We start from the raw sequence: 25,821 nt of genomic DNA on the forward strand, positions 1-25,821 counted from the left end.
CGTCCACAGACCCCGCACAACGGGCACTGCAGCGTCCAGGAAGGCCAAGCCCACGACCCCACGACCCCGCCGCACAGGTTAAAGATCAAGCTAGTGCCGCGTCAGGCGACGTTCGCCCCGTCGCGGCGCCCGGCACGCACTCTCGCCGCACCGGCCGAAAGCCACGTACATCCGGTACGAGCGCTCCCGGCCGGCACGCCGAGAGCACGCACCGGACGCCGCTCCTGACGGGCAAACGCTGCCTGGCACGGCACTAGACGGCTCCGGAGTACCCCCTTGTCGCCGGACCCTGGTGGGAGCCGCGCATGAACACACCCGGCCGGGGTGCGCCGGCCGGGCGTGGGGGGATCGGGTGGAGCGGGGCGGTTTACGCGAAGCGCTGGTTCGCCGTTCCGTTGCAGGGTTGGAGGCGCAGCGGGTCGTGGGCGGTGGCCACGGTCAGGCACATGCCCGGGGCGGCGGCGGGGCGCAGGGTGGCTCCGTCGCGGACGAACCGCTGGTTGGCTCCGCCGTGGCAGTTCCAGATGATCAGGCCGGTGCCGGGGCCGTAGTGGGCGTCGGGGGCGTCGAGGCAGCGGTCCTGGGTCAGTTCGATGTGGACGGACTTGCGGGCGGTGTCGTGCCACCAGCCCTGGTTGCGGCCGCCGTGGCAGTCCCAGCCCACGATCTTGGTCTCGTTGGCGCTGGAGCCGCCGAAGGAGTCGAGGCAGTTGCCGGTGGCCTCGTTCCTGAGGGGCTTGAACTTGTCGTCCCAGGCCCCGGCCTGGAGGACGGGCGTACCAGTGCTGGCGGGGTCGGCGCAGGAGGCCTCGCGCAGGCCCGAGTCGTACAGCTGGGTCAGGCAGGACGCGAAGGCGCCGTGTCCGCGGTAGTTGGGATGGAAGGACTGCCGGGCGGTGTTCTCGTCCCACGGGAAGTGGTCCCCGAGGTCCAGGTAGAGTCCGCGGGCCCAGGTGTCCTCCATGCACACCTCGTGGCCGTGGAAGAGGCGGGAGTTGTCGAGGTAGACCGCGCCGGAGGCCAGGGCCGCCGCGCGCATGCCCTTCTCGAAGGTGGGTACCGCGTAGTTGCGGCCCCAGGTGGAGTCCGAGTCGTAGCCGGCGCAGCCGCCGGGCAGCTTCCCGGGGAAGTTCGGGTTGTCGTAGAAGTCGGGGCCGATGGGGCTGGGGTAGCCCATCACGACGAGCTTGTAGTCGGCGTCGGCGTAGCCGGCGTCGCGCATGACCGTCCTGAGGTCCGCGACGGTGGCCTCCACCTTGGGCTTCAGGCCGTCGACGCGGGCCTGCCAGCCCGGCGCGTACGTGGGTTCGCAGGTGCCCTGGCTCAGCACCCAGCGGGTGACGCAGTCGGTCATGACCGGACCGAACTGGAGGTCGTCGTTGGCCCCGGCGACCAGCAGGACCATCTTGATCCTGGTGTTGCGGGCCTTGATGGCGAGGTTGTCGCTCTGCACCAGCTCGTCGGCGTACTGCTTGCTGCCGCCGATCCTGATGTTGCCGGTGTAGCCGCCGGAGCAGGCGACGTTGAAGGTGAGGTCGGCCGGGATGCCGGTGCGGTGGATCGCCGCGTCGGGCGAGCGGTGGCACTGGTTGTCCGGTGTGTTGGTGGCCGGGTCGTAGTTGCCGATGCCCTCTCCCGAGATCTCGCTGTCGCCCAGCGAGATCAGGCCGGTCTTGCGGTCGGCCTGCGGGCGAACTGCGGGGTCGCCGTAGATCTTGACGGCCTCGGCGGCGCGGATCGCCTCCAGTTCGGGTGGGAGGGGTGTGACGACGCCGGCGGTGGCGGCCGCCTGGGCCATGGGGGTGACGGCGGTGACGCCCCCCAGGGCGGCCGCGAACGCCGCGACGGCGGCGAAGGTAGATCTGAACGTGGGTCTCGTACGGGCACGTGCCATGGACGCCTCCCCGAGTGTCGGTGTTACCCCCGGTATTTACTGGTCAGTAGGGGAGTTGGGAACACTCGCAACAAGAGAATTGCTCAACTTTTTCGAGGAGGCAGCAGACATGACAGATGATCAACAGGCCGACAGGTTCCGGACCGAGCGCGACTCCATGGGCGACGTACGGGTGCCCGTGCACGCCAAGTGGCGGGCGCAGACCCAGCGCGCCGTGGAGAACTTCCCCCTCTCGGGACAGCGGCTGGAACGGGCCCACATCGAGGCCCTCGCCCGGATCAAGGCCGCGGCGGCCCTCGTGAACGCGCGGCTCGGCGTGGTGGACCAGGACGTCGCCGACGCGATCCGGGCCGCGGCCGGCGAGGTCGCGGACGGCCGCTGGGACGACCACTTCCCCGTGGACGTCTTCCAGACCGGATCGGGGACCTCGTCCAACATGAACACCAACGAGGTGATCGCCACCCTGGCCACCGAGCGCCTCGGCCGGGACGTGCACCCCAACGACCACGTCAACGCCTCGCAGAGCTCCAACGACGTCTTCCCGTCGTCCATCCACATCGCCGCCACCGCCGCCGTCACGAACGACCTGGTCCCGGCCCTGGAGCACCTGGCCGCCGCACTGGAGCGCAAGGCGACCGAGTTCGACCGCGTGGTCAAGGCCGGCCGCACCCACCTGATGGACGCCACCCCCGTCACCCTCGGCCAGGAGTTCGGCGGGTACGCGGCCCAGATCCGCTACGGCGTCGAGCGGCTGCGCTCCTCCCTGCCCCGTCTCGCCGAACTCCCCCTGGGCGGCACCGCGGTGGGCACCGGCATCAACACCCCGCCCGGCTTCTCCGCCGCCGTGATCGCCGAGGTGGCGGTCGCCACCGGGCTGCCCCTGACCGAGGCGCGCAACCACTTCGAGGCCCAGGGCGCGCGGGACGCGCTGGTGGAGACCTCGGGCATGCTCCGTACGGTCGCCGTCTCGCTCACCAAGATCTGCAACGACCTGCGCTGGATGGCCTCCGGGCCGCGGACCGGATTGGCTGAAATCAGCCTCCCGGACCTCCAGCCCGGCTCCTCGATCATGCCCGGGAAGGTCAATCCGGTGGTCCCGGAAGCCGTCCTGATGGTCGCCGCCCAGGTCATGGGGAACGACGCCACCGTGGCCGTGGCGGGGGCCGCCGGCAACTTCGAACTCAACGTGATGCTGCCGGTGATGGCCAGGAACCTCCTCGAATCGATCCGGCTGCTGGCCGGCGCGAGCCGGCTCCTCGCCGACCGCACGGTCGACGGGATCACCGCCGACGAGGCCCGGGCCAGGGAGTACGCCGAGTCCTCGCCCTCCGTGGTGACCCCGCTCAACCGCTACATCGGCTACGAGGAGGCCGCGAAAGTGGCCAAGAGGTCCCTCGCCGAGCGCAAAACGATCAGGGAGGTCGTCCTGGAGTCCGGCTACGTGGAGCGCGGCGCCCTCACCCTGGAGCAGCTCGACGAGGCCCTGGACGTCCTGCGCATGACGCGTCCCTGACCGGCCGTCCCGCACCCCGGGCGGGGGGCCGGATCCGGTCGTTCACCGTTCCCCGAACCGCCTCGCGACCTGCACCGCAGCGGGCGTACGGGCCCCCGCCCTAAGATCTGCGCATGACAGGTACTTTCAAGCCCGGGAACGGCCGGGGGCCGGACGCGCCGCCGAGCCCCGCGCGCGGGACGCGCTGGGCGCCCGGGGACCAGATCCTCTGGCGCTACCGCGACCACGCCCCGGGACTGAAGGGCGCGGTGCACATCTGCCGCCCGGTGACGGTGGTGCAGGACACCGCCGAGATGCTCGCCGTGTGGATGGCCCCCGGCACCGAATGCGTCAAGCCGGTGCTGGCCGACGGCACCCCCGTCCACGAGGAGCCGCTGGCCACCCGCTACACCGCGCCGCGCACCACTGTGCGCTCGCGCTGGTTCGGCGGCGGCGTCCTGAAACTGGCCCGGCCCGGGGACCCGTGGTCGGTCTGGCTGTTCTGGGGGCCGGGCTGGCAGTTCAAGAACTGGTACGTGAATCTGGAGGAGCCGCGGGCGAGATGGGCAGGCGGCGTCGATTCCGAGGATCACTTCCTGGACATCGCCGTCTACCCCGACCGCAGCTGGAAGTGGCTGGACGAGGACGAGTTCGCCGAGGCCCAGCGGTCCGGCCTGATGGGCCGTGAGCAGGCACGGCGGGTACGGGAAGCCGGCCGCTCGGCGGTCGCGGTGATCGAGGAATGGGGCGTTCCGTTCTCCGCCGGCTGGCAGGACTGGCGGCCGGATCCGGCCTGGGGGATTCCGGCTCTGCCCGAGGACTGGGACCGCACCCCTGCGCATATGACCTCATGAGACCCTTGATGCGCCCCCGGGGTTCAAACGTAGGATCGTCCTCCGCGAGGTCGCGCGCGCGGGACGGTGCGATCGGGCCGCACACCGGCAAGTGTCGTTCTGCACGCGGGATCTGACCGGAGGTCGACACACGAGGAAGTTCGAGCGAGGAACCTCTGGGCGATGGTGCCCGGGCCGCTGAGCGGGTATACCGCGACTGACCGAGTTGAGTGCAGCGCACATCGAGCGCAAACGGACGGAATTCCACGCGTGACGGAGTACCCCACCTCCCAGGAGGGACCGCCGCCCGTCGCCTCCGGCGGAGGTACGGACGAGGCCGGCCACGGCAAGGCGCCCATCGCCGCCACCGAGGCCGTACGCACGCATGCCGCGGGCGCCGGTGCCGGCCCGGCGGCCGATCCGGGCGCGGCGGCCACCGCGGCGGCTTCCGACGTACGGGCCGCGCGCTCGGCGGCGGGCGCGGCCTCGGGGCTCCCCCGGCCGCGCGGAGCGGCATCGGCGGAGGTGCCCGCCGCCGCGGGTTCCGGCCCCACGGGCTCCGGCCCGGGCCAGAACCACGACAACGCCCGCCCCCGGGACACCGCGGATGCCGTGGACGCCCACGACGCCGCCCGCGGCGCGGGGGCCGGCCCGGCTCCCGCGGCTGCGGGGAACGGCGCACCGGGCTTCCAGGGGGCCGGCGGGCCCGCCGTGCCGGGCGGCGGCGGCCCGGACGCGACCGCCGCGCGCCGCGAGGGGGACCGGCTGCGTTTCGTCGGCGCCGCCACCCGGCGGATCGCCCGCGGCATCGACCTCGACGAGATCGTGCTCGGCCTGTGCCGGGCCACCGTCCCGACCTTCTCCGACGCCATCCTCGTCTACCTGCGCGACCCGCTGCCGGTCGGCGACGAGCGGCCCGTCGGCCCGGTCGTCTTAAGGCTGCGCCGCACCGACCGGCTCCGGCCGATCGACGACCTGACGGACATCAGCAGCACCATCGGCGCGGGTATGGACCTCGCCGGGGCCGCGGGGGCCGCCGGCGAGCTCGACTTCAGCCAGCTGCCGCTGGTCGGCCCGCAGGGTGACCTGCCCGCGGCCGAGCTGTGCGAGATCCGGCCCGGCGGCGCGCTCGCCGAGGTGCTGCGCGGCGTACGACCCGTCTTCGCGTCCTCCGCCGGCGCCCGGGCGGCACTGCCCGAGCTGCTCGGCGCCGAGCATCCGCTGCCGCGCGGCAACCGGGCGGTCCTCGCGCCGCTGCGCGGCCGCCGCCGGGTGATCGGCGCGGCGGTGTTCCTGCGCAGCCCCGAGCGTCCCGCCTTCGAGCAGAACGACCTGCTGGTCGCCGCCCAGCTGGCCACCCACACCGCGCTCGGCATCGACAAGGCGGTCCTCTACGGCCGCGAGGCGTACATCGCCGACGAGCTCCAGCGCACCATGCTGCCCGACAGCCTGCCGCAGCCCACCGGGGTGCGCCTCGCCTCCCGCTACCTGCCCGCGGCCGAGACGGCCCGGGTCGGCGGCGACTGGTACGACGCCATACCGCTGCCGGGCAGCCGGGTCGCGCTCGTCGTCGGCGACGTCATGGGCCACTCGATGACCTCCGCCGCGATCATGGGCCAGCTCCGCACCACCGCGCAGACCCTGGCGCAGCTGGACCTGCCGCCCGCCGAGGTGCTGCACCACCTGGACGAGCAGGCGCAGCGCCTGGGCTCGGACCGCATGGCCACGTGCATGTACGCCGTCTACGACCCGGTCGCGCACCGGATCACCATCGCCAACGCCGGCCACCCGCCGCCGGTGCTGCTGCACCTGGGCGGCCGGGCCGAGGTGCTGCGCGTACCGCCCGGGGCGCCCATCGGCGTCGGCGGGGTGGACTTCGAGGCCGTGGAGCTGGACGCGCCCGCCGGGGCCACCCTGCTGCTGTACACCGACGGTCTGGTGGAGTCGCGCCTGCGGGACGTGTGGACGGGCATCGAGCAGCTCCGCGAGCGGCTGGCCACGACCGCGCAGCTGACCGGGCTGGACCATCCGCCGCCGTTGGAGGCGCTGTGCGACGACGTGCTGGACATGCTGGGTCCGGGTGACCGGGACGACGACATCGCGCTTCTCGCGGCCCGGTTCGACGGCATCGCGCCCAGTGACGTCGCGTACTGGTTCCTGGACCCGGAGGAGACCGCTCCGGGCCGGGCCCGGCGCTTCGCCCGCCGCGCGCTGACCCGGTGGGGCCTGGAGGACCTGAGCGACTCGCTGGAGCTGCTGGTCAGCGAGGTGGTCACCAATGCAGTCCGGTACGCGGAGCGGCCCGTGACGCTGCGTCTGCTGCGTACGGACGTGCTGCGCTGCGAGGTCGGGGACGACTCCCCGCAGCTGCCGCGCCAGCGCCGGGCCCGCGACACCGACGAGGGCGGCCGGGGCCTGTTCCTGGTCAACCGGCTGGCCCGCCGCTGGGGTGCGACCCGGCTCAGCAGCGGAAAGGTCGTCTGGTTCGAACTGCCGCTGCCGGGAGCCGGCGAGCGGCGCTGACCGCCCGTCCGGCGGCCCGCAGGAACACCACAGAGCGCCGCCCCGCAGCCGAGACGGCTGCGGGGCGGCGCTCTTGTGTTCAGTTCCCGGTGTGCTCACCCAGGACCGGCGGGTCCGGCGGCTTGGGGCCGCCTGTCTTGGTGGCCGTGGCCGTCGGGGACGTCGTCCCGCTGGGCGTGGGGCCCGTCTTGGTCGCGGTGGGTGTCGGCGACGTCGTCGGGGACTGCGTCGGGCTGGTGGTGGCGGCCGGCGGGCTGGAGGACGGGCTCGCCGAGGCCGACGGCGAGGCGCTGCGGGAAGGCGCCTGGACGGCGCCCATGTCGGCCTCGGTCAGCTGGAACTTGCCGGCGGAGCCGCCCTTGAGGGCGGCGGTGGTGTACGCCTTCCAGATCGAGGCGGGGAAGCTGGAACCGCCCAGACGGCCGAGGCCGGCGGTGCCGGTCAGGGTGACCTGCTTGGCAGTGCCGGGCTCCTCACCGAAGATCGCGACGACGGTGACCAGTTCGGGGGTGTAACCGGCGAACCAGCCGGAGAAGTTGTTCTCGGTGGTACCGGTCTTGCCGGCGGCCTCGTAGGCACTGCTGCGGACCTTGTTGCCGGAGCCGCCTTCGTCGTTGACGACGCCCGTGAGCACCTTGGTGACGGTGTCGGCGGTGCGGCGGCTGATGGCCTGCGTACCGATGGGCTGGCCGGGCTCGACCTCCCGGTCCTTGTGCTCGGCCGTCTTAATGATGGTCGGCGTGACCTTCTTGCCGTGGTTGTCGAGGGTGGCGTAGGCGGCCGCCATCTCCACGGTGTTGGCGCTCATGGTGCCGAGGGCCATGGCCGGCTTGTCCGCGGGCCAGCCCTCGCGGTCCTTCATGCCGAGTTGCAGCGCCGTCTTCTTCACGTTGGGCGGCTCCACGTCCACGATCATCTGCGCGTAGACGGAGTTCACCGAGTAGTTGGTGGCCTCCTGGACCGTCATCATCGGGTCGCCGAAGTTGCGGTTCTCCTGGTTTTGCGGGGCGAACGGGATGTCGCTGCCGACGACCGGGCGCTTGCTCGTGCCGTCGTAGAGCGCGTTCGGGGTGATCGGCTTGCCGTCCTGCGTCTTCGACCCGTTCTCCAGGGCGGAGGCCAGCACCAGCGGCTTGAAGGTGGAGCCCGGCTGGTAGTCCTTGCGCAGGGCGTTGCTGGACCAGTGGTCCTTCAGGCCGGTGCCGCCGTACATGGCGACGATGTGCCCGGTCTTGGGGTCCACTGAGGTGGCGCCGGCCTGCACGCTCTGGTCCTGGGGCCGTTCCTTGGTGTCCTTGCGGTCGAGTTTGGACTCCAGCTCCTCCTGGACGGCCGTCTCGAGCGCTTGCTGTTTCTTCGGGTCGATGTTGAGCGTGAATGTCCAGCCGCCGGCGTCGATCAGCTTGCGCTCGACACCCTGGGCGTTGAGCTCGGCCTCGGCCGCCTGGACCAGGTAGCCCTTCTGGCCGTCCATGCCCATCGGGGGCTGCGGGGGGATCGGCTCCGCGAACTTCATCCCCTGACGCTTGGTCTCGTCCAGCTTCTTCATGTCGACCATGTTGACGAGCGTCGCGTCGTAGCGGATCTTGATCCGCTTCTTGGTTTCGTCGCTGGCGGTCGACCAGTCGTACTGGCTGGGCGCCTGGACGAGGGTGGCCAGATAGGCGCCCTGTTCCAGCGTCAGCTTCTCGGCGTCGACACCGTAGTACGCCTGGGCGGCGGCCTGGATGCCGTAGGCACCGCGGCCGAAGTAGCTCGTGTTGAGGTAGCCCGCGAGGATCTCGGGCTTCTTCATGCGCTGGTCGACCTTGAGTGAGATCACCAGCTCTTTGATCTTGCGGGTGGGCGTCTGCTCCTGCGTCAGGTAGTAGTTCTTGACGTACTGCTGGGTGATCGTGGAGCCACCGGCCTTGCCGCGGCCGGTGGCGGTGTTCCACAGACCACGGGCCAGGCCCTTGAAGTCGACGCCGCCGTCACTACGGAAGGACTTGTTCTCGATCGCGATGAACGCCTCCTGGACGTCTATCGGGATCTTGTCGATGGGCAGGATCTCGCGGTTGACCTTGCCCTTGGTGGCCATGATCGTGCCGTCTGAGTACTTGTAGACGTTGCTCTGCTGGAGCGCCTGCTTGTTGGGGTCCGGCTCGTCGACGTAGAAGTACAAGGCCACCAGCGCGCCCATGCCGAGCAGGGTCAGCGTGAAGCACGCGCCCAGGATCTTCTTCCAGGTGAAGAAGCGGCGTATGCCGGTGCGTTTGCCGGTACCCCCGCTCCCCTCGGCGCCCTTCGCGCGTCCGCTCGGCGCCCGCCGCGCACCGCGCTGCTGCGCCTTACGCACTTCTGCTCGGCCCATCGCTCCCGCTCCGCTCGATTACCCCCCCGACGTCAACTCAGAAAGCTAACACCGCAGGCTGTGACAAACTTTGGTCAATCCAGACCGATTCCGGTCATTTCGGACGTGAGAATCAGCACCCACATCACAGGAACCGACGCTCAGATAAGCGGATGGGTTGCCATTGCGCAAAAAAGTGATATCACTTTGCTAAGCGGCCCGACCGGTCGCGCGCAGAGAAACGGGGCAAACCATGACGAACCACATAGCCACTCCCGACGGAGTACGGGAGTTCACCGCTCGCAGCGTGGGCGGCGGGCTGGCGCTGCTGCTGGGCCTGGTCGGCCTGCTCGCGGGCGTGGGACTGGTGGTGGCCGGCGCGGCGGCGGGCGCGACCGGGGCCAAGGTGGGGCTGATCGCGATCGGCGTGCTCCTGGGCCTCGGCTCCGTGATCGCGATGAGCGGCCTCAACACGGTGGCGCCGGGCGAGGCCCGCGTCGTCCAGCTCTTCGGCCGCTACCGCGGCACCATCCGCACCGACGGCCTGCGTTGGGTCAACCCGCTGACCTCGCGCGAGAAGATCTCCACCCGCGTGCGCAACCACGAGACGGCCGTCCTGAAGGTCAACGACGCCTACGGCAACCCGATCGAGCTGGCGGCGGTCGTGGTCTGGCGGGTCGAGGACACCGCGCGCGCGGTCTTCGAGGTCGAGGACTTCACCGAGTTCGTCGAGACGCAGACCGAGGCCGCGGTCCGGCACATCGCGATCGAGTACCCGTACGACGCCCACGAGGAGGGCGGCCTGTCGCTGCGCGGGAACGCCGAGGAGATCACCGAGAAGCTCGCGGTCGAACTGCACGCCCGGGTGGAGGCCGCCGGGGTGCAGATCATCGAGTCCCGCTTCACGCATCTCGCGTACGCTCCTGAGATCGCCTCCGCGATGCTCCAGCGCCAGCAGGCCGGCGCCGTCGTGGCGGCCCGCAAGCAGATCGTGGAGGGCGCGGTGGGCATGGTCGAGCTCGCCCTGACCCGTCTGGCGGAGGAGGAGATCGTGGACCTCGACTCGGAGCGCAAGGCGGCCATGGTCTCGAACCTGATGGTCGTCCTGTGCGGCGACCGCGCCGCCCAGCCGGTGCTCAACACGGGCACCCTCTACCAGTGACCCCCTCCGGCGAGGAGAAGCCGGCGGGTCGGCAGGCGCGCAAGCAGGTGCTCCTGCGACTCGACCCGCAGGTGTACGACGCGCTGGCCCGCTGGGCGGGCGAGGAACTGCGCAGCGCCAACGCGCAGATCGAGTTCCTGCTCCGCCGGGCCCTCGCCGAGGCCGGCCGGCTCCCCTCCGCCCCGGGCCCCCTTCCCCGCCGGGGCCGACCGCCGAAGTCCTCGGACTGAGCGCCCAAGCTCCCGGACCGACCGCCGCTCCCGTGCCCTGCACGGGAGCGGCTTTCGCGTCTCCGCACCCCAGGAGCTCTATACACTCCGCGTATACACACGATGTATAGTCGGCGGCATGTCCATCGGTCACACCCTCCTGGGCCTCCTAGAGGCCGGCCCGCGCCACGGCTACGACCTGAAGCGGGCCTTCGACGAGAAGTTCGGCCACGACCGCCCCCTCGCCTACGGGCAGGTCTACTCGACCATGTCCCGCCTTCTGAAGAACGGCCTCGTCGAGGTCGAGGGCATAGAGGCGGGCGGCGGCCCCGACCGCAAGCGGTACGCCATCACCGACGCCGGGATCACCGACGTCGAGGCCTGGCTCTCCCAGCCCGAGAAGCCGGAGCCGTACCTCCACTCGACCCTCTACACCAAGGTCGTCCTCGCACTGCTCACCGGCCGCCGCGCCGACGAACTGCTGGACACCCAGCGGGCCGAGCACCTGCGCCTCATGCGCATCCTCACCCAGCGCAAGCGCAAGGGCGACATCGCCGACCAGCTCGTCTGCGACCACGCGCTCTTCCACCTCGAAGCGGACCTGCGGTGGCTGGAGCTCACCGCGGCCCGGCTCGACCAGCTCGCGCGGGAGGTCGGCCGATGACGGCCCCCGCCGGCTCCCTGCTCACCGCCACGGACCTGCGCAAGGCGTACGGGTCCACCCACGCCCTGGACGGCGCGGAGTTCTCCATCCACGCGGGCGAGGTCGTCGCCGTCATGGGCCCCTCCGGCTCCGGCAAGTCCACCCTGCTGCACTGCCTCGCCGGGATCATCCCGCCCGACTCCGGATCCATCACCTACGCCGGCCGCGACCTCACCTGCCTGAGCGACGCCGAGCGCAGCGCCCTGCGCCGCACCGAGTTCGGCTTCGTCTTCCAGTTCGGGCAGCTCGTACCCGAACTGACCTGCGTGGAGAACGTCGCCCTCCCGCTGCGCCTGACCGGCGTCAAGCGCAAGGAGGCCGAACGCACCGCCCTGCGCTGGATGGAGCAGCTCCAGGTGGATGACCTCGGCGCCAAGCGGCCCGGCGAGATATCCGGCGGCCAGGGGCAGCGCGTGGCCGTCGCCCGCGCCCTCGTCACCGGCCCGCGGGTGGTCTTCGCCGACGAGCCCACCGGAGCACTCGACTCCCTCAACGGCGAACTCGTCATGCAGCTGCTCACGGAGGCCGCCCGGTCCGCGAACGCCGCCGTCGTCCTCGTCACGCACGAGACGCGCGTGGCCGCCTACTCCGACCGCGAGATCGTCGTACGCGACGGGAAGTCCCGCGACATGGAGCGGATCGTATGAGCCGGCTCCAGGTCTGGACCCGCGACCTCGGCATGGGCGCCCGGTTCGCCTTCGGAGGCGGCCGCGAGGGCTGGATCCGCACCCTGTTCACCGGGGTCGGCGTCGGTCTCGGCGTCGCGCTGCTGCTGATCAGCACCGCGATCCCCGGCGCCCTCACCGCACGGTACGAGCGCGGCGACGCGCGGTCGACGATCAACTCCGACACCTCCGACGCCCCCGGACCCGACACCCTGCTGATCACCCGGGTCAGCCAGACGTATCGCGGCAAGGACATCGAGGGGTACGCGATGCGGGCCGAGGGCCCGAGAGCCCCGCTGCCGCCCGGGCTGAAGAGAATCCCCGGCGCGGGCGAGATGGCCGTCTCCCCCGCCCTGGGCGAGCTGCTCACGTCCTCCGAGGGCGCCCTGCTGCGCGAGCGGCTCGACGGCCCGGTCACCGAGACCATCGGTGATCCGGGGCTCGTCGGGCCCGGCGAACTGTTCTTCTACCTGGGCAGCGACAGCCTCGCCAAGGACAGCCCCGGCGACTTCCGCGTCAACCGCGTGACCGGCTTCGGCTACGAGACGGACCGCGAGGGACTCGACCCCGTGCTCATGCTGATGGTCGTCCTGACGTTCGTCGCCCTGCTGATGCCCATAGCCGTGTTCATCGCCACCGCCGTCCGCTTCGGCGGTGAGCGCCGCGACCGCAGGCTCGCCGCACTGCGGCTGGTCGGTGCCGACGGCAGGATGGTCCGTCGGATCGCGGCCGGCGAGGCGCTGGCGGGCTCCCTGGTCGGGCTGGTCCTCGGCACCGGCTTCTTCGCGGTCGGCCGGTCCTTGGTCGGCAGCGTCAGCCTCCGGCAGCGCAGTGTCTTCCCCGGCGACCTCGACCCGGCGCCCTGGCTGGCCGCCCTGGTCGCCGTCGCGGTTCCGGCGGCGGCGGTGGCCGTGACCCTCTTCGCGCTGCGCGGTGTGGTCATCGAGCCGCTGGGTGTCGTCCGTACGGCCAAGCCCTCCCGGCGCCGCATCTGGTGGCGGCTGCTGCTCCCGCTGGTCGGCGCCGGCCTGCTCCTGCCCCTGGGCGGTCGCGGCAACGACCAGGGCAGGTTCAACCAGTGGCAGGTCGGCGGCGGCGTACTGCTGCTGCTGGTCGGGATCACCGTGCTGCTGCCGTGGCTGCTGGAACGCTTCGTCGGGAGGGTTTCCGGCGGTCCGGTCTCCTGGCAGCTGGCCATACGCCGGCTCCAGCTCGACAGCGGCGGCGCCGCCCGCCTCGTCAACGGCATCGCCGTGGCCGTCGCGGGCGCCATCGCCCTCCAGATGCTCTTCGCCGGCGTCGAGGGCGACTACACGAAGCCGACCGGCCAGGACCCCGGCAGGGCCGCCGTCTCGGTCATGCTGCACGGCGACGACGGGCACACCATGGCCGGTCTCGCACAGCGGATCTCCGCCGTGCCGGGCGTGACCCGCGCGGTCCCGCTGACCTCCGCGCAGGCGGCCCCGCGGGTGCCTGCGGAGGGGGAGACGGTCCGGGTGACCATCGGCACCTGCGACGCACTCCGCGAGGTCGCGACGCTCGACTCGTGCGAGGACGGCCACGCTTTCGTCCTGACCGGCGCCGCCACGGACTTCTTCGGGGCCGCGGCCAAGCCCGGTGACGAGTTGTTCGTCGGCGACGTGAACCAGTACGAGCCCGCTACGGCCGACCACCGCACTCCCGTGAAGTGGACGGTCCCGGCGGACGCCCGCACGGTCCCCGCCAGGGAGGACCCCGCCGGCGAGCTGCGCAGCGGCCTGCTGGTGACCCCGTCGGCCGCACCGAAGGGGCTCGGCGACTACCCGGACGCGCGGATCTTCATCCAGGTCGACGATTCCGGTCCGGACGCCCTGGACCGGGCGCGCAACGCCGTCTTCAAGACGGACCCGCTCGTCGCGACGATGACGCTGCGCGACACCGAGCAGGCCGTCGGCTTCTCCGCGATCCGCACGGGCCTGTTCTTCGGCGCCGCCGCCGTGCTGGTCCTGATCGGCGCCAGCCTGTTCGTCTCGCAGCTGGAGCAGCTGCGCGAACGCCGGCGGCTGCTCTCCTGCCTGGTCGCCTTCGGCACCAGGCGCTCCACGCTGAGCCTGTCGGTGCTGTGGCAGACGGCGGTACCGATCGTGCTGGGCCTGGTGCTGGCGGCCTTCGTGGGCACGGGGCTGGGCGCCGTCCTGACGGGGATGGCCGCCCAGCCGGTCCGGATCGACTGGTTTTCCGTCCTGGGGATGACCGGGGTCGGTGCGGGCGTGGTCGCCGCCGTGACCCTGCTCAGCCTGCCGCCGCTGCTGCGGCTGATGCGCCCGGACGGCCTGCGCACGGAGTGACCCCCGCCGCCCGCTCCCTTCGGCCCGGACGCCCTCTAGGTCCTGTCTGGAGTTCCAGCGCGGGAGAAGGAGCGGCGTCCGGTGCCGTCGGATCCAAGGCGGAGGAGGGAGTCGACGCGGAGCGTCGGCGACTGACGACAACGCCGGAAGCGGCGGTGCCAGACGCCGCAACGCCGCGGGGGAACTCCAGACAGGACCTAGTCGGTGGGCCAGACAGGGAGCGGGCGTACGGCTTCGCGCAGGGCGGCGGCGATCGCCTCGAACTCCCCCTGGCGGGCGGTCCCCGTACGCATGGCCAGGGCGATCCGCCGCGAGGGGGCGGGTTCGGCGAAGCAGCCGGTGGACAGGTACTCGTTGCGGGCGGTCTCCAGCCGCAGCGCGGTGCGCGGCAGCAGGGTCACCCCGAGGCCGCCGGCGACGAGCTGCACGAGCGTGGACAGACCGGCGGCGGTCGTCGTGACGTCCGCCCCGGTGGTCCGCCCGGCCTCCCGGCAGATGTCGAGGGCCTGGTCCCGCAGGCAGTGCCCCTCGTCCAGCAACAGCAGCTGCAGATCGCGCAGTTCGTCGAGCGGAATGTCCCGGCGTCCGGCCAGCGCGTGCCCTCGGGGGGCGAGGAGGACGAAGTCCTCGTCGAAGAGGGGCAGTTCGGTGACGCCGGGGACGCCCAGCGGCACCGCCAGCAGGAGCAGGTCCAGGCGCCCGGCGGCCAGCCCCTCCAGCAGCGAGCCGGTCTGCTCCTCGTGCACCTGGAGGTCCATCCGCGGGTAGCGGCGGTGGAACAGCCCGAGCACGGTCGGCAGCAGGTACGGAGCCACGGTGGGGATCACCCCGAGCCGCAGGATCCCGGTGAAGGGGGCCCGTACCGCCTCGGCCTCCTCCAGCAGTCCGCCGACGGCGTCGAGCACCACCTGCGCGCGGGCGGCGATCCGCTCGCCCGCCGGGGAGAGGAGCACCTTGCGGGTGGTGCGCTCCAGCAACTGCACGCCGAGGGCCTCCTCCAGCGCGGACACGGCGCCGGAGAGCGCCGGCTGGCTCATGCCGATGGCCGCGGCCGCGTCGCGGAAGTGCAGATGCTCGGCGACGGCCGCGAAGGCGCGTAGCTGAGCGAGGGTCGGTTGCTTCGCTCCCCTATTACCGACAGCCACTGATAGGTACCTCCGATCACCCGCAGCAAGACTAGCTATTTCCATAATCAATGCAGGTTGTGCCAGCATGTGAGACACGTCCAACCCCACGGAAAGCCCCCAAAAGGGGTCATTTCCCATTGAACAAGGAGAGCGCGTGCTCACTGTTGGTGACAAGTTCCCCGCCTTCGACCTGACCGCCTGCGTCTCGCTTGAGGCCGGTGCCGAGTTCGCGCAGATCGACCACAAGACCTACGAGGGCAAGTGGAAGGTCATCTTCGCCTGGCCTCTGGACTTCACCTTCGTGTGCCCGACGGAGATCGCCGCCTTCGGCAAGCTGAACGACGAGTTCGCCGACCGCGACGCGCAGGTCCTCGGCTTCTCCCTCGACTCCGAGTACGTGCACCACGCCTGGCGCAAGGACCACGCCGACCTGCGTGACCTGCCCTTCCCGATGATGTCGGACATCAAGCGCGAGCTCTCCGCCGAGCTGGGCATCCTCGGCGAGGACGGCCTGCCGATGCGCGCCGTCTTCGTCGTCGACCCGAACAACGAGATCCAGTTCTCGATGGTGACCGCCGGTTCCGTGGGCCGTAACCCCAAGGAGGTCCTGCGGGTCCTCGACGCCCTGCAGACCGACGAGCTGTGCCCCTGCAACTGGAACAAGGGCGACGCCACGATCGACGCCGGCGCGCTGCTGGCCGGTGAGTGACGGATGTCCCTCGACTCCCTGAAGGCGTCCGTCCCGGACTTCGCCAAGGACCTGAAGCTGAACCTCGGTTCGGTCATAGGCAACAGCGACCTCCCGCAGCAGCAGCTGTGGGGCACGGTCCTGTCCTGCGCGATCGCCGCCCGCTCCCCGCGCGTCCTGCGTGAGCTGGAGCCCGAGGCGAAGGCGAACCTCTCGCCGGAGGCGTACACCGCCGCCAAGTCCGCCGCCGCGGTCATGGCGATGAACAACGTCTTCTACCGCACGCGGCACCTGCTCTCCGACCCGGAGTACGGCACGCTGCGCGCGGGCCTGCGGATGAACGTCATCGGCAACCCGGGCGTGGAGAAGGTCGACTTCGAGCTGTGGTCGCTCGCGGTCTCCGCGATCAACGGCTGCGGCCAGTGCCTGGACTCGCACGAGCAGGTCCTGCGCAAGGCGGGCGTCGACCGCGAGACGATCCAGGAGGCCTTCAAGATCGCCTCGGTGATCCAGGCCGTCGCGGTCACCCTCGACGCCGAAGCCGCCCTCGACGCCGAGGCCGTCCTCGCCGGCGAGTAGCCGCATCCCGCACCACCAGGGCCCCGCGACCGTTTCCGGTCGCGGGGCCCTGGCGCTGTCAGTCCTTCTTCAGCGCGGCCATCAGCGCCCGCGCGTCCTCGACCAGCGCCGACTGGATCGCGGCGGTGTCGGCCGGTGTGTCCCCCGCAATGCCGCTGCCGTAGGTCTCCAGCGTGAACACCGCACCGCCGTCCAGCACCCTGAGCTGGACCGCATCCCCGGGCATCACGAAGACCACGGCGCGCTCGCCGAGGCCCTGCACCGACTCGGTGGCGCCGGCGCCGACTTGGGCGGCGAGCCAGAGCGACGGTACGTCGAACTCGGGCCCGGGGTCGGTCTTGTCGTGCAGGTCGACCTGCGCCCGCACGGTGAGGGTCGACACGGTCTCAGCGTTCTGCAGCACGCATATCGCCCCGCGTACGGCCGGGTGGTCGTTCTCCTGGTTCATCGGCCGGTACCGGTGCAGGTCTCCCGCGATCTGGCCCAGCGCCCGCGCCCGGAAGTCCTCGCAGAGGTTCTCCGTCGCCCGGTACGAGATTTCCGGCGCGGCGAGCTTCTCCCCGAAGGCGTACAGCCCTCCCGCCCACACCGCCGAGGCGACGAGGGCCCCGCCCAGCGCCCACAGCCACGGCCGGCGCGCCCCCGCCGCGCCCTCCGCCCGTCCGCGCGGCGCGAGTTCCTCCGCCGCCTCGGCCTGCTCCCCCGCGCGGCCGGTCTCCCACGCGTCGTCGAGCTCCGGATCGGTGATCATGCCTGTCCCCCTGTCGTCCCGCCGCGGGCGCCACCGGCGGCGCCCGCATGTCCTCGCCCCGGCCTGGTCAGGGCCTGGGCCGCTCCTCGTCGTCGGGCCCCACGCCCAGCGCCGTCGCGCCGTGCGGCGCGGCGCCGACCATCCCGGCCCCGAGGTTGTGCTGGTCCCGCGAGTACGCCCGGAGGTATCCGACCACCGTGTTGGTGACGGCCACCAGCGGAACGGCGACCACCGCCCCTCCGATGCCCGCGATCATCCCGCCGGCGGCCACCGCGAGGACCACCGCGAGCGGGTGGACCCGTACCGCCCGGCCGAGGATGAACGGCTGGAGCACGTGCCCCTCGATCTGCTGCACCGCCAGGACCACCAGCAGCGTCATCAGGGCGGTGAACACGCCCTGGGTCACCAGCGCCACGACCACCGCGAGGGCGCCCGAGATCACCGCGCCGACCAGTGGAATGAAGGCGAACAGGAAGATGAACACGGCCAGCGGCACCGCCATCGGCACGTCCAGGAAGTACAGCCCGAGGCCGATGAAGATGGCGTCGATGAGCGCGACGATCACCGTGCCGCGCACGTACGCGGTCAGCGTGCGCCAGGCACGCGGGCCGGCGCCGGCGACACCGGGCCGGGCGGCCGCGGGAACCAGGCCGAGCGCCCAGTTCCAGATGCGCTTGCCGTCATGGAGCAGGAAGAGCGTCGAGAACATCGCGAGCAGCATGCCCGTGAGGATCTCGACGAGGACCGTCACGCCCTGGAGTCCGGCGGAGGTGATCTGCTCGGTGTTGGTGCCGATCGTCTCGCTGAGGTTCTTCGCGATGTCGTTGATCTGCTTCTCGGTCACGTGGAACGGACTGTCCAGTGCCCAGAGTTTGAGCTCGTTGATGCCGTCGCGGACGCGGTCGGAGAGGTCGTCGAGGTTGTCCATGACCTGCCAGACGACGAACCAGCCGACCAGCCCGATGACGACGAAGCCGAGGACCGCCGTGACGGCCGTGGCCAGGCCGCGCGGCAGGCCCAGTCTGCGCAGCCGGACGACGAAGGGCTGGAGCATCGCGGTGACGAGCATGGCGGCCGCGAAGGCGAGGACGACCAGGCGGACTTCGCTGATCACCCTCATCAGCACCCAGAGCATCCCGGCGAGCAGCAGCAGCCGCCAGCTGGCCTCGGCGGCGACGCGCATCCCCCACGGGACGACGCTCGCCGGGTCGGGCCGCTCGGGGCGCTCGTAGCGCGCGGGAGCGGCCGTACGGCCCTGCGTCGGGGCGTCGGCCCGCTCGGCGGGAGCCGGAACCGCCTGGGCCGTGTCGGCCGGCCGTGACCGTCCGGGCAGGTCGCCTCCGGTCTCGGCCTCGACTTCGGCGCGCCGCTCGTTGAGCCGCGCCTCCATCGCGTTCAGCCTGTTGCCCAGCCGGCCGAGCCAGCCTTCCCTCTTCGCCATGTCAGCTTCCTTCCCCCGCCCCCCGGTCTACGGGCACACCCCGACGACCGTACACGCGCGTAGCCCCGCACCGTACGACGGTGCGGGGCTACCCGGGGACGAGCTGTGGCGCCGCGGTGCGGCGGCGGCCGTCAGTACCAGCCGTTGGCCTGGTGGAAGCTCCACGCGGCGCAGGGGCCGCCGTAGCGGTCTTCCATGTAGTTCAGGCCCCACTTGATCTGAGTGGCGGGGTTGGTGCGCCAGTCCGCGCCGGCCGAGGCCATCTTCGAACCGGGGAGCGCCTGGACCAGGCCGTAAGCCCCGGAGGACTTGTTCACGGCCAGGTAGTTCCAGGTGGATTCCTGGTTGATGATGTTCGAGAAGCACTGGAACTGACCGGCCGGGACCATCTGCTGGGCGATGGCCTTGACCTGGGCGACCGTGTAGGAGCTCTGGACGGCGAAGTCACCGGCGTCGCGGGCGGCGGAACGGCTGGCGACCTCCTTCGCCTCGCGTTCCTTCTTCGCCTTCTCGTCGGCGGCCTTCTGCGCCTCGGCCTTCTTGGACTTGGCGTCCTCGGCGGCCTGGAGGCGGGCGGCTTCCTCGGCCGAGCGCTTGGCGTCGGCGTCGGCGGCGTGCGCGATGGTGTCGGCCTGCTGCGTCAGGGCGCTCTGGACCTGCGCCTGATCGCCGACCGGGATGTCTGCGAGGAGGGTCGCCCCGGACGCGGTCGTCTCGAGATCGTTCGTGGGGTCGCCGGTGGCAACGCCCACGACTGCGCCGACGGTGGTGACCGCGGTGGCCGAAGCCACTGCGAACCCCCGGACCGAGATCCGGCTCACACGGTGTCCTTCCAGCAGCGTCCGCAGTGACCGCGCGGGCGCAAAAGTGCCCTCGACTCTGGCCTCCGTGGTTCTACGGTCACTGGAGGCGCGGGCCCGTGGGCAACTCCCCTGCGGGGGCTGCCGCGTGTAGCTCCGGGCGGCATACGGCCATCGGCTGTGGAGTTGTGGTGCTGCGCGTACCTCACGGGAGATACAGGTGTGCCGTATGCGGGGCCTGACGGAAACCAGACTCTGCCGGACCTCGGCGCCGCAAGGCAATTCTCCGCCGAGTGGGAAAGGTCACACCTGGCCTGCGGTCGTCGTTTTCCCCAAAGGCCTGTGCAGCACGACGCCGCCCGGCTAGGCTCTGGGGCCTTTGCCGGGCGGCGCCAACTCACCTTCCCGCTATGGGGTTTTTTACCGGTTCGACCGCCCCGAGGGGCGGGGTCGCAGGCTCACCCGGATCAGAGTGTCTCCAGCATCTCGGTCACCAGGGCGGCGATCGGGGAGCGCTCGGATCGCGTCAGCGTGACGTGCGCGAAGAGCGGATGGCCCTTCAGCTTCTCGACCACGGCGACGACTCCGTCGTACCGGCCGACCCGCAGGTTGTCCCGCTGGGCGACATCGTGGGTCAGAACGACCCGCGAATTGGCGCCGATCCGGGACAGAACGGTCAACAGGACGTTCCGCTCAAGCGACTGCGCCTCGTCCACGATCACGAAGGCGTCGTGGAGCGAGCGGCCTCGGATGTGCGTGAGCGGCAGGACTTCCAGCATCCCGCGGTTCAGCACCTCTTCGATGACCTCGCGGCCGGCGACGGACGAGAGCGTGTCGAAGACCGCCTGCGCCCAGGGGCTCATCTTCTCGGAGGCGTCACCGGGCAGGTAGCCGAGATCCTGGCCGCCCACCGCGTACAGCGGCCGGAAGACCATCACCTTCTGGTGCTGCCTGCGCTCCAGCACCGCCTCCAGGCCGGCGCAGAGCGCCAGCGCGGACTTGCCGGTGCCCGCCCGGCCGCCCATCGAGATGATCCCGATCTCGGGGTCGAGCAGCAGGTCCAGCGCGATGCGCTGCTCGGCGCTGCGCCCGTGCAGCCCGAAGGCGTCGCGGTCGCCCCGTACGAGCTTGACGTTGCCGTCCGCGGTGACCCGGCCCAGGGCCTTGCCGCGCTCGGACTGCAGGACCAGTCCGGTGTGCACGGGCAGTTCCGCGGCCTCCGGGACGTAGAGCCGCTCCTCCGAGTAGAGGAGGTCGACCTGCTCCCCGGAGAGGCCGATCTCGCTCATGCCGGTCCAGCCGCCGTCGGTGATCGCGAGTTCCGCGCGGTACTCCTCCGCGATCAGCCCCACGGAGGAGGCCTTGATGCGCAGCGGAAGATCCTTCGAGACGACCGTGACGTCGTAGCCCTCGGCCTGGAGGTTGCGGGCGACGGCGAGGATCCGCGAGTCGTTGTCCCCCAGTCGGAAGCCGGCGGGCAGGACGCCCGGGTCGGAGTGGTTGAGCTCGACGCGCAGCGTGCCGCCCAGATCGCCCAGCGGGATGGGTGCGTCCAGGCGACCGTTGCGAACCCGGAAGTCGTCGAGCAGGCGCAGGGCCTGGCGCGCGAAGTAACCGAGTTCGGGATGGTGCCTCTTTGCCTCCAGCTCGGTGATCACCACGATCGGGAGCACGACCTCGTGCTCGTCGAAGCGGGAGATCGCGTTGGGGTCTGCCAGCAGGACGCTGGTGTCGAGGACGTAGGTCCGCCTGTCGGGCAGGCGGCGCTTAGTGCTGGTCACCACGGAAGGACGTACCCCCTCGGAAGAGGTCGGGCCATGAAGACCGGACCGGTCATCGGCACCCATGCCAGGGCCGATTTCCGGCCCTCCACTGCGTCCGTGCGAACCGCACGTGCGTCCTGGTGCAAAGGGCCTCCCGGGCGGACGGCCCCATGCCGTCCGCTGAGACTCGACACCCGTGGATCGGGCATCGACCTGAAAGGGATATTCCCCGAACAGGCCAGGACATGCCATGGCATATGACGGACGCTCGGTGAATCCCTGGTGAAGGCTTCGAGGGAAGGGAGCGGCGGGGGCGGCGCGACCTACGGGGTATCAGGTGCCGAAGCGCCGGTGGCGGGCCGCGTAGTCGCGCAGGGCCCGCAGGAAGTCGACCTTGCGGAAGGCCGGCCAGAAGACCTCGCAGAAGTAGTACTCGGAGTGCGCGCTCTGCCACAGCATGAATCCGGACAGCCGCTGCTCGCCGCTGGTGCGGATCACCAGGTCCGGGTCGGGCTGGCCGCGGGTGTAGAGGTGTTCGGCGATGTGGTCGATGTCGAGGATCTCGGCGAGCTCCTCGAAGGAGGTGCCCTTGCGGGCGTGCTCCAGCAGCAGCGAGCGCACCGCGTCGGCGATCTCCTGGCGGCCGCCGTAGCCGACGGCGACGTTGACGAGTATCCCGTCGATGTCGTGGGTGGCCTGCTCGGCCTCCTTCAGGACCCGCTGCGTCCCGGCGGGCAGGATGTCCAGGTTGCCGACGTGGTGGACGCGCCAGCGGCCGTCCGCGGCGAGGCCCCGCACGGTGTTCTCGATGATGTTGAGCAGCGGGCGGAGCTCGACCTCCGGCCGGTCCAGGTTGTCCGTGGAGAGCATCCACAGGGTGACGACCTCGACGTCCGTCTCGGTGCACCAGCCGAGCATCTCGGAGATCTTGTCCGCTCCGGCCTGGTGGCCCTGCTCCGTCGTACCTCCGGACGCCTTCGCCCAGCGACGGTTCCCGTCCAGGATGACGCCGATGTGCTTGGGCGACGCATCATGGTCGAGGCGGCCTTCCACCCGGCGTGCGTAAAGCCTGTACACCAGGTCGCGCAGCTTCACGATCTTCCAGCCCCTCCGTGCCTTGCCCCCGTGCGAAATGCGGTCCCTCCCCCGAGTCCGCCACATTACTGCGCGCCGGGATCGGGTACCCAACTCGGTCTGTCACAACTCCGTGATAGGGAGGACAACGTGACTGATACCAATCCCTTTCGGGCAGAGCCCTCGCGCTACGACTCCATGGAGTACCGGCGCACCGGCCACAGCGGCCTCAAGCTCCCCGCCATCTCCCTCGGCCTCTGGCACAACTTCGGCGACGACCGGTCGCTGGAGTCCCAGCGGGCGATCCTGCGCCGGGCCTTCGACCTCGGCGTCACCCACTTCGACCTCGCGAACAACTACGGGCCGCCGCCCGGCTCGGCCGAGCTGAACTTCGGCAAGATCTTTTCGCAGGATCTCGCGCCCTACCGCGACGAGCTGATCCTCTCGACCAAGGCCGGCTATCTGATGCACCCCGGGCCGTACGGCGAGTGGGGCAGCCGCAAGTACCTGCTCAGCTCGCTCGACGCCTCGCTGAAGCGGATGGGCGTGGACTACGTCGACATCTTCTACTCGCACCGCTTCGACCCGCAGACGCCGCTGGAGGAGACCATGGGCGCCCTCGCGTCCGCGGTCCAGCAGGGCAAGGCGCTCTACGTCGGCGTCTCCTCCTACACGGCCGAGCAGACGGCCGAGGCCGTGCGGATCCTGCGCGGGATGGGTGTGCGCCCGCTCATCCACCAGCCCTCCTACTCCATGATCAACCGCTGGACGGAGGAGGACGGCCTGCTGGACGCCCTGGAGGACGCCGGCATGGGGTGCATCTCCTTCGCGCCGCTCGCGCAGGGCCTGCTGACCGACAAGTACCTCAAGGGGATCCCGGCCGACTCGCGGGCCGCCCAGGGCAAGTCGCTGAACCCCGACCTGCTCTCGGACGACGTGCTGCGCCGGCTGGCCGGGCTGAACGAGATCGCGTCCCGCCGCGGCCAGTCCCTGGCCCAGCTCGCGCTCACGTGGGTGCTGCGCGACGAGCGGATGACCTCGGCCCTGATCGGCGCGTCGAGCGTCCGGCAGTTGGAGCAGAACGTGGCCGCCCTGGCCGGCGCGCCCCTCTCCGAGGCGGAGCTGAAGGAGATCGACTCCTTCGCGGTGTCCACGCCCGGCACGAACATCTGGGCCCAGCGCGGCTGACCTGCATTTTCGCCCCAACACCGGCGCGGGGGGCGGGAGAACGAAAAACGGGCCGGTCCGTGGGGGGGATACGGACCGGCCCGAGGGGGGGTTCCACCATAACCCTTCGTAAAGCATGCTGCGTGCATCGGCGCGCCATGACTACGCTCCGAAACCACCCAGCAGCACTCCGGTGAGCGCTCCGGCCGCCATGAAGGGGCCGAAGGCGAAGCCCTGGTGGCGGGTCGCGGAGCGGCGCAGGAGCAGCGTCAGGCCGTACAGCGAGCCGTAGAGGAGCCCGAGGAAGGCCCCTGCCGCCCATACCCCCCACCCGTACCACCCAAGAGCGACCCCCAGCGAGAGCGCGAGCTTGACGTCGCCGAAGCCCATGCCGGCCGGGTTGATCAGGTGGAGCACCAGATACGCGGCTCCGAGGGCTCCCCCGCCGAGCAGGGCGAGGCGCCAGGACCCGGCCGAGCCGGGCAGCAGGGCGGCGAGCCCGAGGAGGGCCGCCGCCCCGGCGGCGAGCGGCAGGGTCAGTACGTCGGGCAGCCGGTGCACGGCCCGGTCGACGAGGGCCAGCAGGACGAGGAGCGGCGCCAGTGCCGCGTACGCCGCCGCCTCCGGCCGCGTCCCGACAGCCGCCGCGATCAGGGCGCATACGCCTCCGGTGAGGACGGCCGGGAGTACGGCCCGCGGCCCGTAGGCGTGCACCGGCCCGTAGGCGTGCGCCGGCCCGTAGGCGTGCGCCGGCCCGTACGCCGTCCCCCGGTCGGCGGGCTCGGCCCCGGGCGGGCGGCAGCGGGCCAGGCCGAGCCAGCCGCGTAGCCGGTGCCCCTGCGGGCAGTGCTCCCGCCAGGGGTCCCCCGGCTCCACGGACAGCCGGTAGGCCGCGCGCGGCAGCAGCAGCCCGGCGGCGGCGCCGTACCCGGCGGCGAGAAGGATCACGACCACACCCATCCGGCGAAGGTAGGCGGTCCCCTAGGGTGGCCGCCATGGCGCACTGGCATGACGGGCCCGCCGCGTTGCGGGTCGGCACGGACCCCACGCGGATCCCGCTGGAGGTCGCCGCCTCGTACCGGGCGAGGACGCGCGGCCTGCTCGGCCGGGACGGGATCGAGGGGGCGATGCTGCTGACCCCGGCGGCGAGCGTGCACACCTTCCGGATGCGGTTCGCGATCGACGTGGCCTACCTGGACCGGAACCTGCGCGTGCTCGGCGTGGTCACCATGGCTCCCGGCCGGCTCGGGCTGCCCCGGCCGCGCGCCCGGCACGTCCTGGAGGCGGCGGCGGGCGCCATGGCCGGCTGGGGGCTGACGGCCGGGACCACGCTGGAAGTGGACACCCTTTAAGGGTTGGACCCCGGCGGCAGTAGGTTGGGGCGGTTGAGCTGGGGCAGCAGGGGAGCGGCATGACGGAGAACGCGCGGATCAAGGCGCTGGAGCAGATCATGCCGGCGACGCACGGCGCCGACGAGGACATCGACTGGCCCGCGGCCGAGGCGGCCTGGGGGACCCGGTTCCCGGCGGACTTCATCGCGTTCATGGGCCGGTTCGGCGCCGGCTCCATCAACGGCGAGGCGAGCGTCCTGCTGCCGCTGCCCAAGCCCGGACTGCAGTGGGATCCGGCCGAGATGGCCGAGGAGACGGACAACGCCCGTCAGATGTGGGAGGCCGAGGGCGGCCGCTCGGCCTTCGGCGTGGACCCGGAGTCGATCATCGCCTGGGGCGTCACCGGCGGCTCGGACATCCTGTGCTGGCTGGCCTGTGACCCCGATCCGGACCGCTGGCCGGTCCTGGTGTGCGGCCGGCACACCGCCGACTCCTTCGCCGTGTACCCGTACGGCATGGCGGAGTTCCTCTACCGGCTGTGCTCCGACGAGTTCGATGTGAGCCCGGTCAGCATCACCTTCTGGGACGGCGGCCACCTGAGCTTCGTGCACTGGCGCAAGGCGCAGCGCCGCTGGCAGGAGGGCCGCAACCCGGAGACGGGCGAGCCCGACCCGTACGCGGGCGAATTCGCCGACTGACCGGCCGGTCCCCCGCCACCCGCCCCCGCAGCCCGTTTCCCGACCGGAAACGGGCTTTTCAGTTTGTCTACGCGCGTCCGCATGGGCGACCGCATATCGGAAAACACCATTCAGAAAAGCGCCGGTTGGAGCATTGAACACACATACGGGCCCGACGCAATCAACCACCCCTCCCACAGGAGAGAATTCCGGCCAACGGGCCGCCGAGGGATCAGCCGGCCCGGAGCAATCCATAAGCAATAACGCGACACAAAAGAAATTC

Annotated in this window: 22 protein-coding genes; 13 read left to right on the top strand and 9 right to left on the bottom strand. The window is 71.3% G+C overall.

Annotated features, from left to right (window positions below; translation table 11 throughout):
• Window positions 1-367: 367 nt before the first annotated feature.
• Window positions 368-1,894 (bottom strand): ricin-type beta-trefoil lectin domain protein, encoded by a 1,527-nt coding sequence (locus ACFWFZ_RS29935; protein ID WP_387126310.1) that lies wholly within the window; start codon window positions 1,892-1,894, stop codon window positions 368-370.
• Between the two features lie 109 nt (window positions 1,895-2,003).
• Between ACFWFZ_RS29935 and ACFWFZ_RS29940 the strand changes: the two genes are divergently transcribed.
• The 3 genes from ACFWFZ_RS29940 (at window position 2,004) to ACFWFZ_RS29950 (ending at window position 6,742) form a co-directional block, all read left to right on the top strand.
• Complete coding sequence (locus ACFWFZ_RS29940; protein WP_387126312.1) at window positions 2,004-3,407, top strand: class II fumarate hydratase; 1,404 nt, start codon at window positions 2,004-2,006, stop codon at window positions 3,405-3,407.
• 113 nt (window positions 3,408-3,520) lie between these two features.
• Window positions 3,521-4,240 carry a DUF402 domain-containing protein gene (locus tag ACFWFZ_RS29945; protein ID WP_387126314.1) on the top strand — a complete coding sequence of 240 codons (720 nt, stop codon included), beginning with the start codon at window positions 3,521-3,523 and terminating at the stop codon, window positions 4,238-4,240.
• Window positions 4,241-4,489: 249 nt separating this feature from the next.
• Window positions 4,490-6,742 carry a SpoIIE family protein phosphatase gene (locus tag ACFWFZ_RS29950; RefSeq protein ID WP_387126316.1) on the top strand — a complete coding sequence of 751 codons (2,253 nt, stop codon included), beginning with the start codon at window positions 4,490-4,492 and terminating at the stop codon, window positions 6,740-6,742.
• Window positions 6,743-6,821: 79 nt separating this feature from the next.
• On the opposite strand, the gene ACFWFZ_RS29955 is transcribed toward ACFWFZ_RS29950, so the two are convergent.
• Window positions 6,822-9,095 carry a transglycosylase domain-containing protein gene (locus ACFWFZ_RS29955; protein WP_387126318.1) on the bottom strand — a complete coding sequence of 758 codons (2,274 nt, stop codon included), beginning with the start codon at window positions 9,093-9,095 and terminating at the stop codon, window positions 6,822-6,824.
• A 232-nt stretch (window positions 9,096-9,327) separates the two neighbouring features.
• Here ACFWFZ_RS29955 and ACFWFZ_RS29960 point away from each other — a divergent pair, with 232 nt between their 5' ends.
• From ACFWFZ_RS29960 to ACFWFZ_RS29980, 5 genes are all read left to right on the top strand, one after another.
• Window positions 9,328-10,236 carry an SPFH domain-containing protein gene (locus ACFWFZ_RS29960; protein WP_387126320.1) on the top strand — a complete coding sequence of 303 codons (909 nt, stop codon included), beginning with the start codon at window positions 9,328-9,330 and terminating at the stop codon, window positions 10,234-10,236.
• Window positions 10,233-10,466, top strand: coding sequence for a hypothetical protein (locus ACFWFZ_RS29965; RefSeq protein ID WP_387126322.1), 234 nt, complete (start codon window positions 10,233-10,235; stop codon window positions 10,464-10,466). Before ACFWFZ_RS29960 ends, ACFWFZ_RS29965 begins: the two co-directional genes overlap by 4 nt.
• Before the next feature lie 118 nt (window positions 10,467-10,584).
• Window positions 10,585-11,109 (top strand): PadR family transcriptional regulator, encoded by a 525-nt coding sequence (locus ACFWFZ_RS29970; RefSeq protein WP_387126324.1) that lies wholly within the window; start codon window positions 10,585-10,587, stop codon window positions 11,107-11,109.
• A complete protein-coding gene (locus ACFWFZ_RS29975; RefSeq protein ID WP_387126326.1) occupies window positions 11,106-11,795 on the top strand; it encodes an ABC transporter ATP-binding protein in 690 nt (229 codons plus the stop codon). The genes ACFWFZ_RS29970 and ACFWFZ_RS29975 overlap by 4 nt, the downstream gene beginning before the upstream one ends.
• A complete protein-coding gene (locus tag ACFWFZ_RS29980) occupies window positions 11,792-14,140 on the top strand; it encodes an ABC transporter permease (RefSeq protein ID WP_387126328.1) in 2,349 nt (782 codons plus the stop codon). The genes ACFWFZ_RS29975 and ACFWFZ_RS29980 overlap by 4 nt, the downstream gene beginning before the upstream one ends.
• A 197-nt stretch (window positions 14,141-14,337) precedes the next feature.
• On the opposite strand, the gene ACFWFZ_RS29985 is transcribed toward ACFWFZ_RS29980, so the two are convergent.
• On the bottom strand, window positions 14,338-15,285 hold the full coding sequence (locus ACFWFZ_RS29985; RefSeq protein ID WP_387126330.1) for a hydrogen peroxide-inducible genes activator: 948 nt from the start codon (window positions 15,283-15,285) through the stop codon (window positions 14,338-14,340).
• A gap of 136 nt (window positions 15,286-15,421) precedes the next feature.
• Between ACFWFZ_RS29985 and ACFWFZ_RS29990 the strand changes: the two genes are divergently transcribed.
• Together ACFWFZ_RS29990 and ACFWFZ_RS29995 are read left to right on the top strand one after the other, a co-directional pair.
• The gene (locus tag ACFWFZ_RS29990) at window positions 15,422-15,976 is read left to right on the top strand and encodes a peroxiredoxin (RefSeq protein WP_030658686.1); all 555 of its coding nucleotides are present in this window, start codon (window positions 15,422-15,424) and stop codon (window positions 15,974-15,976) included.
• Between the two features lie 3 nt (window positions 15,977-15,979).
• A complete protein-coding gene (locus tag ACFWFZ_RS29995) occupies window positions 15,980-16,534 on the top strand; it encodes an alkyl hydroperoxide reductase (RefSeq protein WP_387126333.1) in 555 nt (184 codons plus the stop codon).
• A 58-nt stretch (window positions 16,535-16,592) separates the two neighbouring features.
• Here the strand turns inward: ACFWFZ_RS29995 and ACFWFZ_RS30000 are convergent, their stop codons facing one another.
• The 5 genes from ACFWFZ_RS30000 to ACFWFZ_RS30020 form a co-directional block, all read right to left on the bottom strand.
• Window positions 16,593-17,285, bottom strand: a complete 693-nt coding sequence (locus ACFWFZ_RS30000; protein WP_387126335.1) for a hypothetical protein — start codon at window positions 17,283-17,285, stop codon at window positions 16,593-16,595.
• A 67-nt stretch (window positions 17,286-17,352) separates the two neighbouring features.
• Entirely contained in the window at window positions 17,353-18,726 is a 1,374-nt protein-coding gene (locus tag ACFWFZ_RS30005) for an AI-2E family transporter (protein WP_387126337.1), read from the bottom strand.
• 131 nt (window positions 18,727-18,857) lie between these two features.
• Window positions 18,858-19,547, bottom strand: coding sequence for a transglycosylase SLT domain-containing protein (locus ACFWFZ_RS30010; protein ID WP_387126339.1), 690 nt, complete (start codon window positions 19,545-19,547; stop codon window positions 18,858-18,860).
• A gap of 446 nt (window positions 19,548-19,993) precedes the next feature.
• A complete protein-coding gene (locus ACFWFZ_RS30015) occupies window positions 19,994-21,310 on the bottom strand; it encodes a PhoH family protein (RefSeq protein ID WP_387126341.1) in 1,317 nt (438 codons plus the stop codon).
• A 312-nt stretch (window positions 21,311-21,622) separates the two neighbouring features.
• Window positions 21,623-22,384 carry an isoprenyl transferase gene (locus ACFWFZ_RS30020; protein ID WP_387126343.1) on the bottom strand — a complete coding sequence of 254 codons (762 nt, stop codon included), beginning with the start codon at window positions 22,382-22,384 and terminating at the stop codon, window positions 21,623-21,625.
• Between the two features lie 129 nt (window positions 22,385-22,513).
• Here ACFWFZ_RS30020 and mgrA point away from each other — a divergent pair, with 129 nt between their 5' ends.
• The gene (gene mgrA, locus ACFWFZ_RS30025; RefSeq protein ID WP_387126345.1) at window positions 22,514-23,551 is read left to right on the top strand and encodes an L-glyceraldehyde 3-phosphate reductase; all 1,038 of its coding nucleotides are present in this window, start codon (window positions 22,514-22,516) and stop codon (window positions 23,549-23,551) included.
• A gap of 141 nt (window positions 23,552-23,692) precedes the next feature.
• Here mgrA and ACFWFZ_RS30030 read toward each other — a convergent pair whose 3' ends face one another.
• Window positions 23,693-24,490, bottom strand: a complete 798-nt coding sequence (locus tag ACFWFZ_RS30030) for a prepilin peptidase (RefSeq protein ID WP_387126347.1) — start codon at window positions 24,488-24,490, stop codon at window positions 23,693-23,695.
• Window positions 24,491-24,525: 35 nt separating this feature from the next.
• Here ACFWFZ_RS30030 and ACFWFZ_RS30035 point away from each other — a divergent pair, with 35 nt between their 5' ends.
• Together ACFWFZ_RS30035 and ACFWFZ_RS30040 are read left to right on the top strand one after the other, a co-directional pair.
• Window positions 24,526-24,882: a DUF192 domain-containing protein gene (locus tag ACFWFZ_RS30035; protein WP_387126349.1), complete on the top strand. Its 357-nt coding sequence runs from the start codon at window positions 24,526-24,528 to the stop codon at window positions 24,880-24,882.
• A 59-nt stretch (window positions 24,883-24,941) separates the two neighbouring features.
• A complete protein-coding gene (locus tag ACFWFZ_RS30040; protein WP_387126351.1) occupies window positions 24,942-25,559 on the top strand; it encodes an SMI1/KNR4 family protein in 618 nt (205 codons plus the stop codon).
• Window positions 25,560-25,821 lie beyond the last annotated feature (262 nt).

Origin of the sequence: Streptomyces sp. NPDC060232, from assembly GCF_042726555.1 — a bacterium.
Classification (GTDB): Bacteria; Actinomycetota; Actinomycetes; order Streptomycetales; family Streptomycetaceae; genus Streptomyces.

Coding starts and splice junctions, on each gene's coding strand:
- ACFWFZ_RS29975 (WP_387126326.1), top strand. CDS start 11,106: ATGACGGCCCCCGCCGGCTCCCTGCTCACCGCCACGGACCTGCGCAAG.
- ACFWFZ_RS30000 (WP_387126335.1), bottom strand. CDS start 17,285: ATGATCACCGATCCGGAGCTCGACGACGCGTGGGAGACCGGCCGCGCG.
- ACFWFZ_RS29935 (WP_387126310.1), bottom strand. CDS start 1,894: ATGGCACGTGCCCGTACGAGACCCACGTTCAGATCTACCTTCGCCGCC.
- ACFWFZ_RS29955 (WP_387126318.1), bottom strand. CDS start 9,095: ATGGGCCGAGCAGAAGTGCGTAAGGCGCAGCAGCGCGGTGCGCGGCGG.
- ACFWFZ_RS30040 (WP_387126351.1), top strand. CDS start 24,942: ATGACGGAGAACGCGCGGATCAAGGCGCTGGAGCAGATCATGCCGGCG.
- ACFWFZ_RS30005 (WP_387126337.1), bottom strand. CDS start 18,726: ATGGCGAAGAGGGAAGGCTGGCTCGGCCGGCTGGGCAACAGGCTGAAC.
- ACFWFZ_RS29970 (WP_387126324.1), top strand. CDS start 10,585: ATGTCCATCGGTCACACCCTCCTGGGCCTCCTAGAGGCCGGCCCGCGC.
- ACFWFZ_RS29945 (WP_387126314.1), top strand. CDS start 3,521: ATGACAGGTACTTTCAAGCCCGGGAACGGCCGGGGGCCGGACGCGCCG.
- ACFWFZ_RS29940 (WP_387126312.1), top strand. CDS start 2,004: ATGACAGATGATCAACAGGCCGACAGGTTCCGGACCGAGCGCGACTCC.
- ACFWFZ_RS29995 (WP_387126333.1), top strand. CDS start 15,980: ATGTCCCTCGACTCCCTGAAGGCGTCCGTCCCGGACTTCGCCAAGGAC.
- ACFWFZ_RS29980 (WP_387126328.1), top strand. CDS start 11,792: ATGAGCCGGCTCCAGGTCTGGACCCGCGACCTCGGCATGGGCGCCCGG.
- ACFWFZ_RS29960 (WP_387126320.1), top strand. CDS start 9,328: ATGACGAACCACATAGCCACTCCCGACGGAGTACGGGAGTTCACCGCT.
- ACFWFZ_RS30030 (WP_387126347.1), bottom strand. CDS start 24,490: ATGGGTGTGGTCGTGATCCTTCTCGCCGCCGGGTACGGCGCCGCCGCC.
- ACFWFZ_RS30035 (WP_387126349.1), top strand. CDS start 24,526: ATGGCGCACTGGCATGACGGGCCCGCCGCGTTGCGGGTCGGCACGGAC.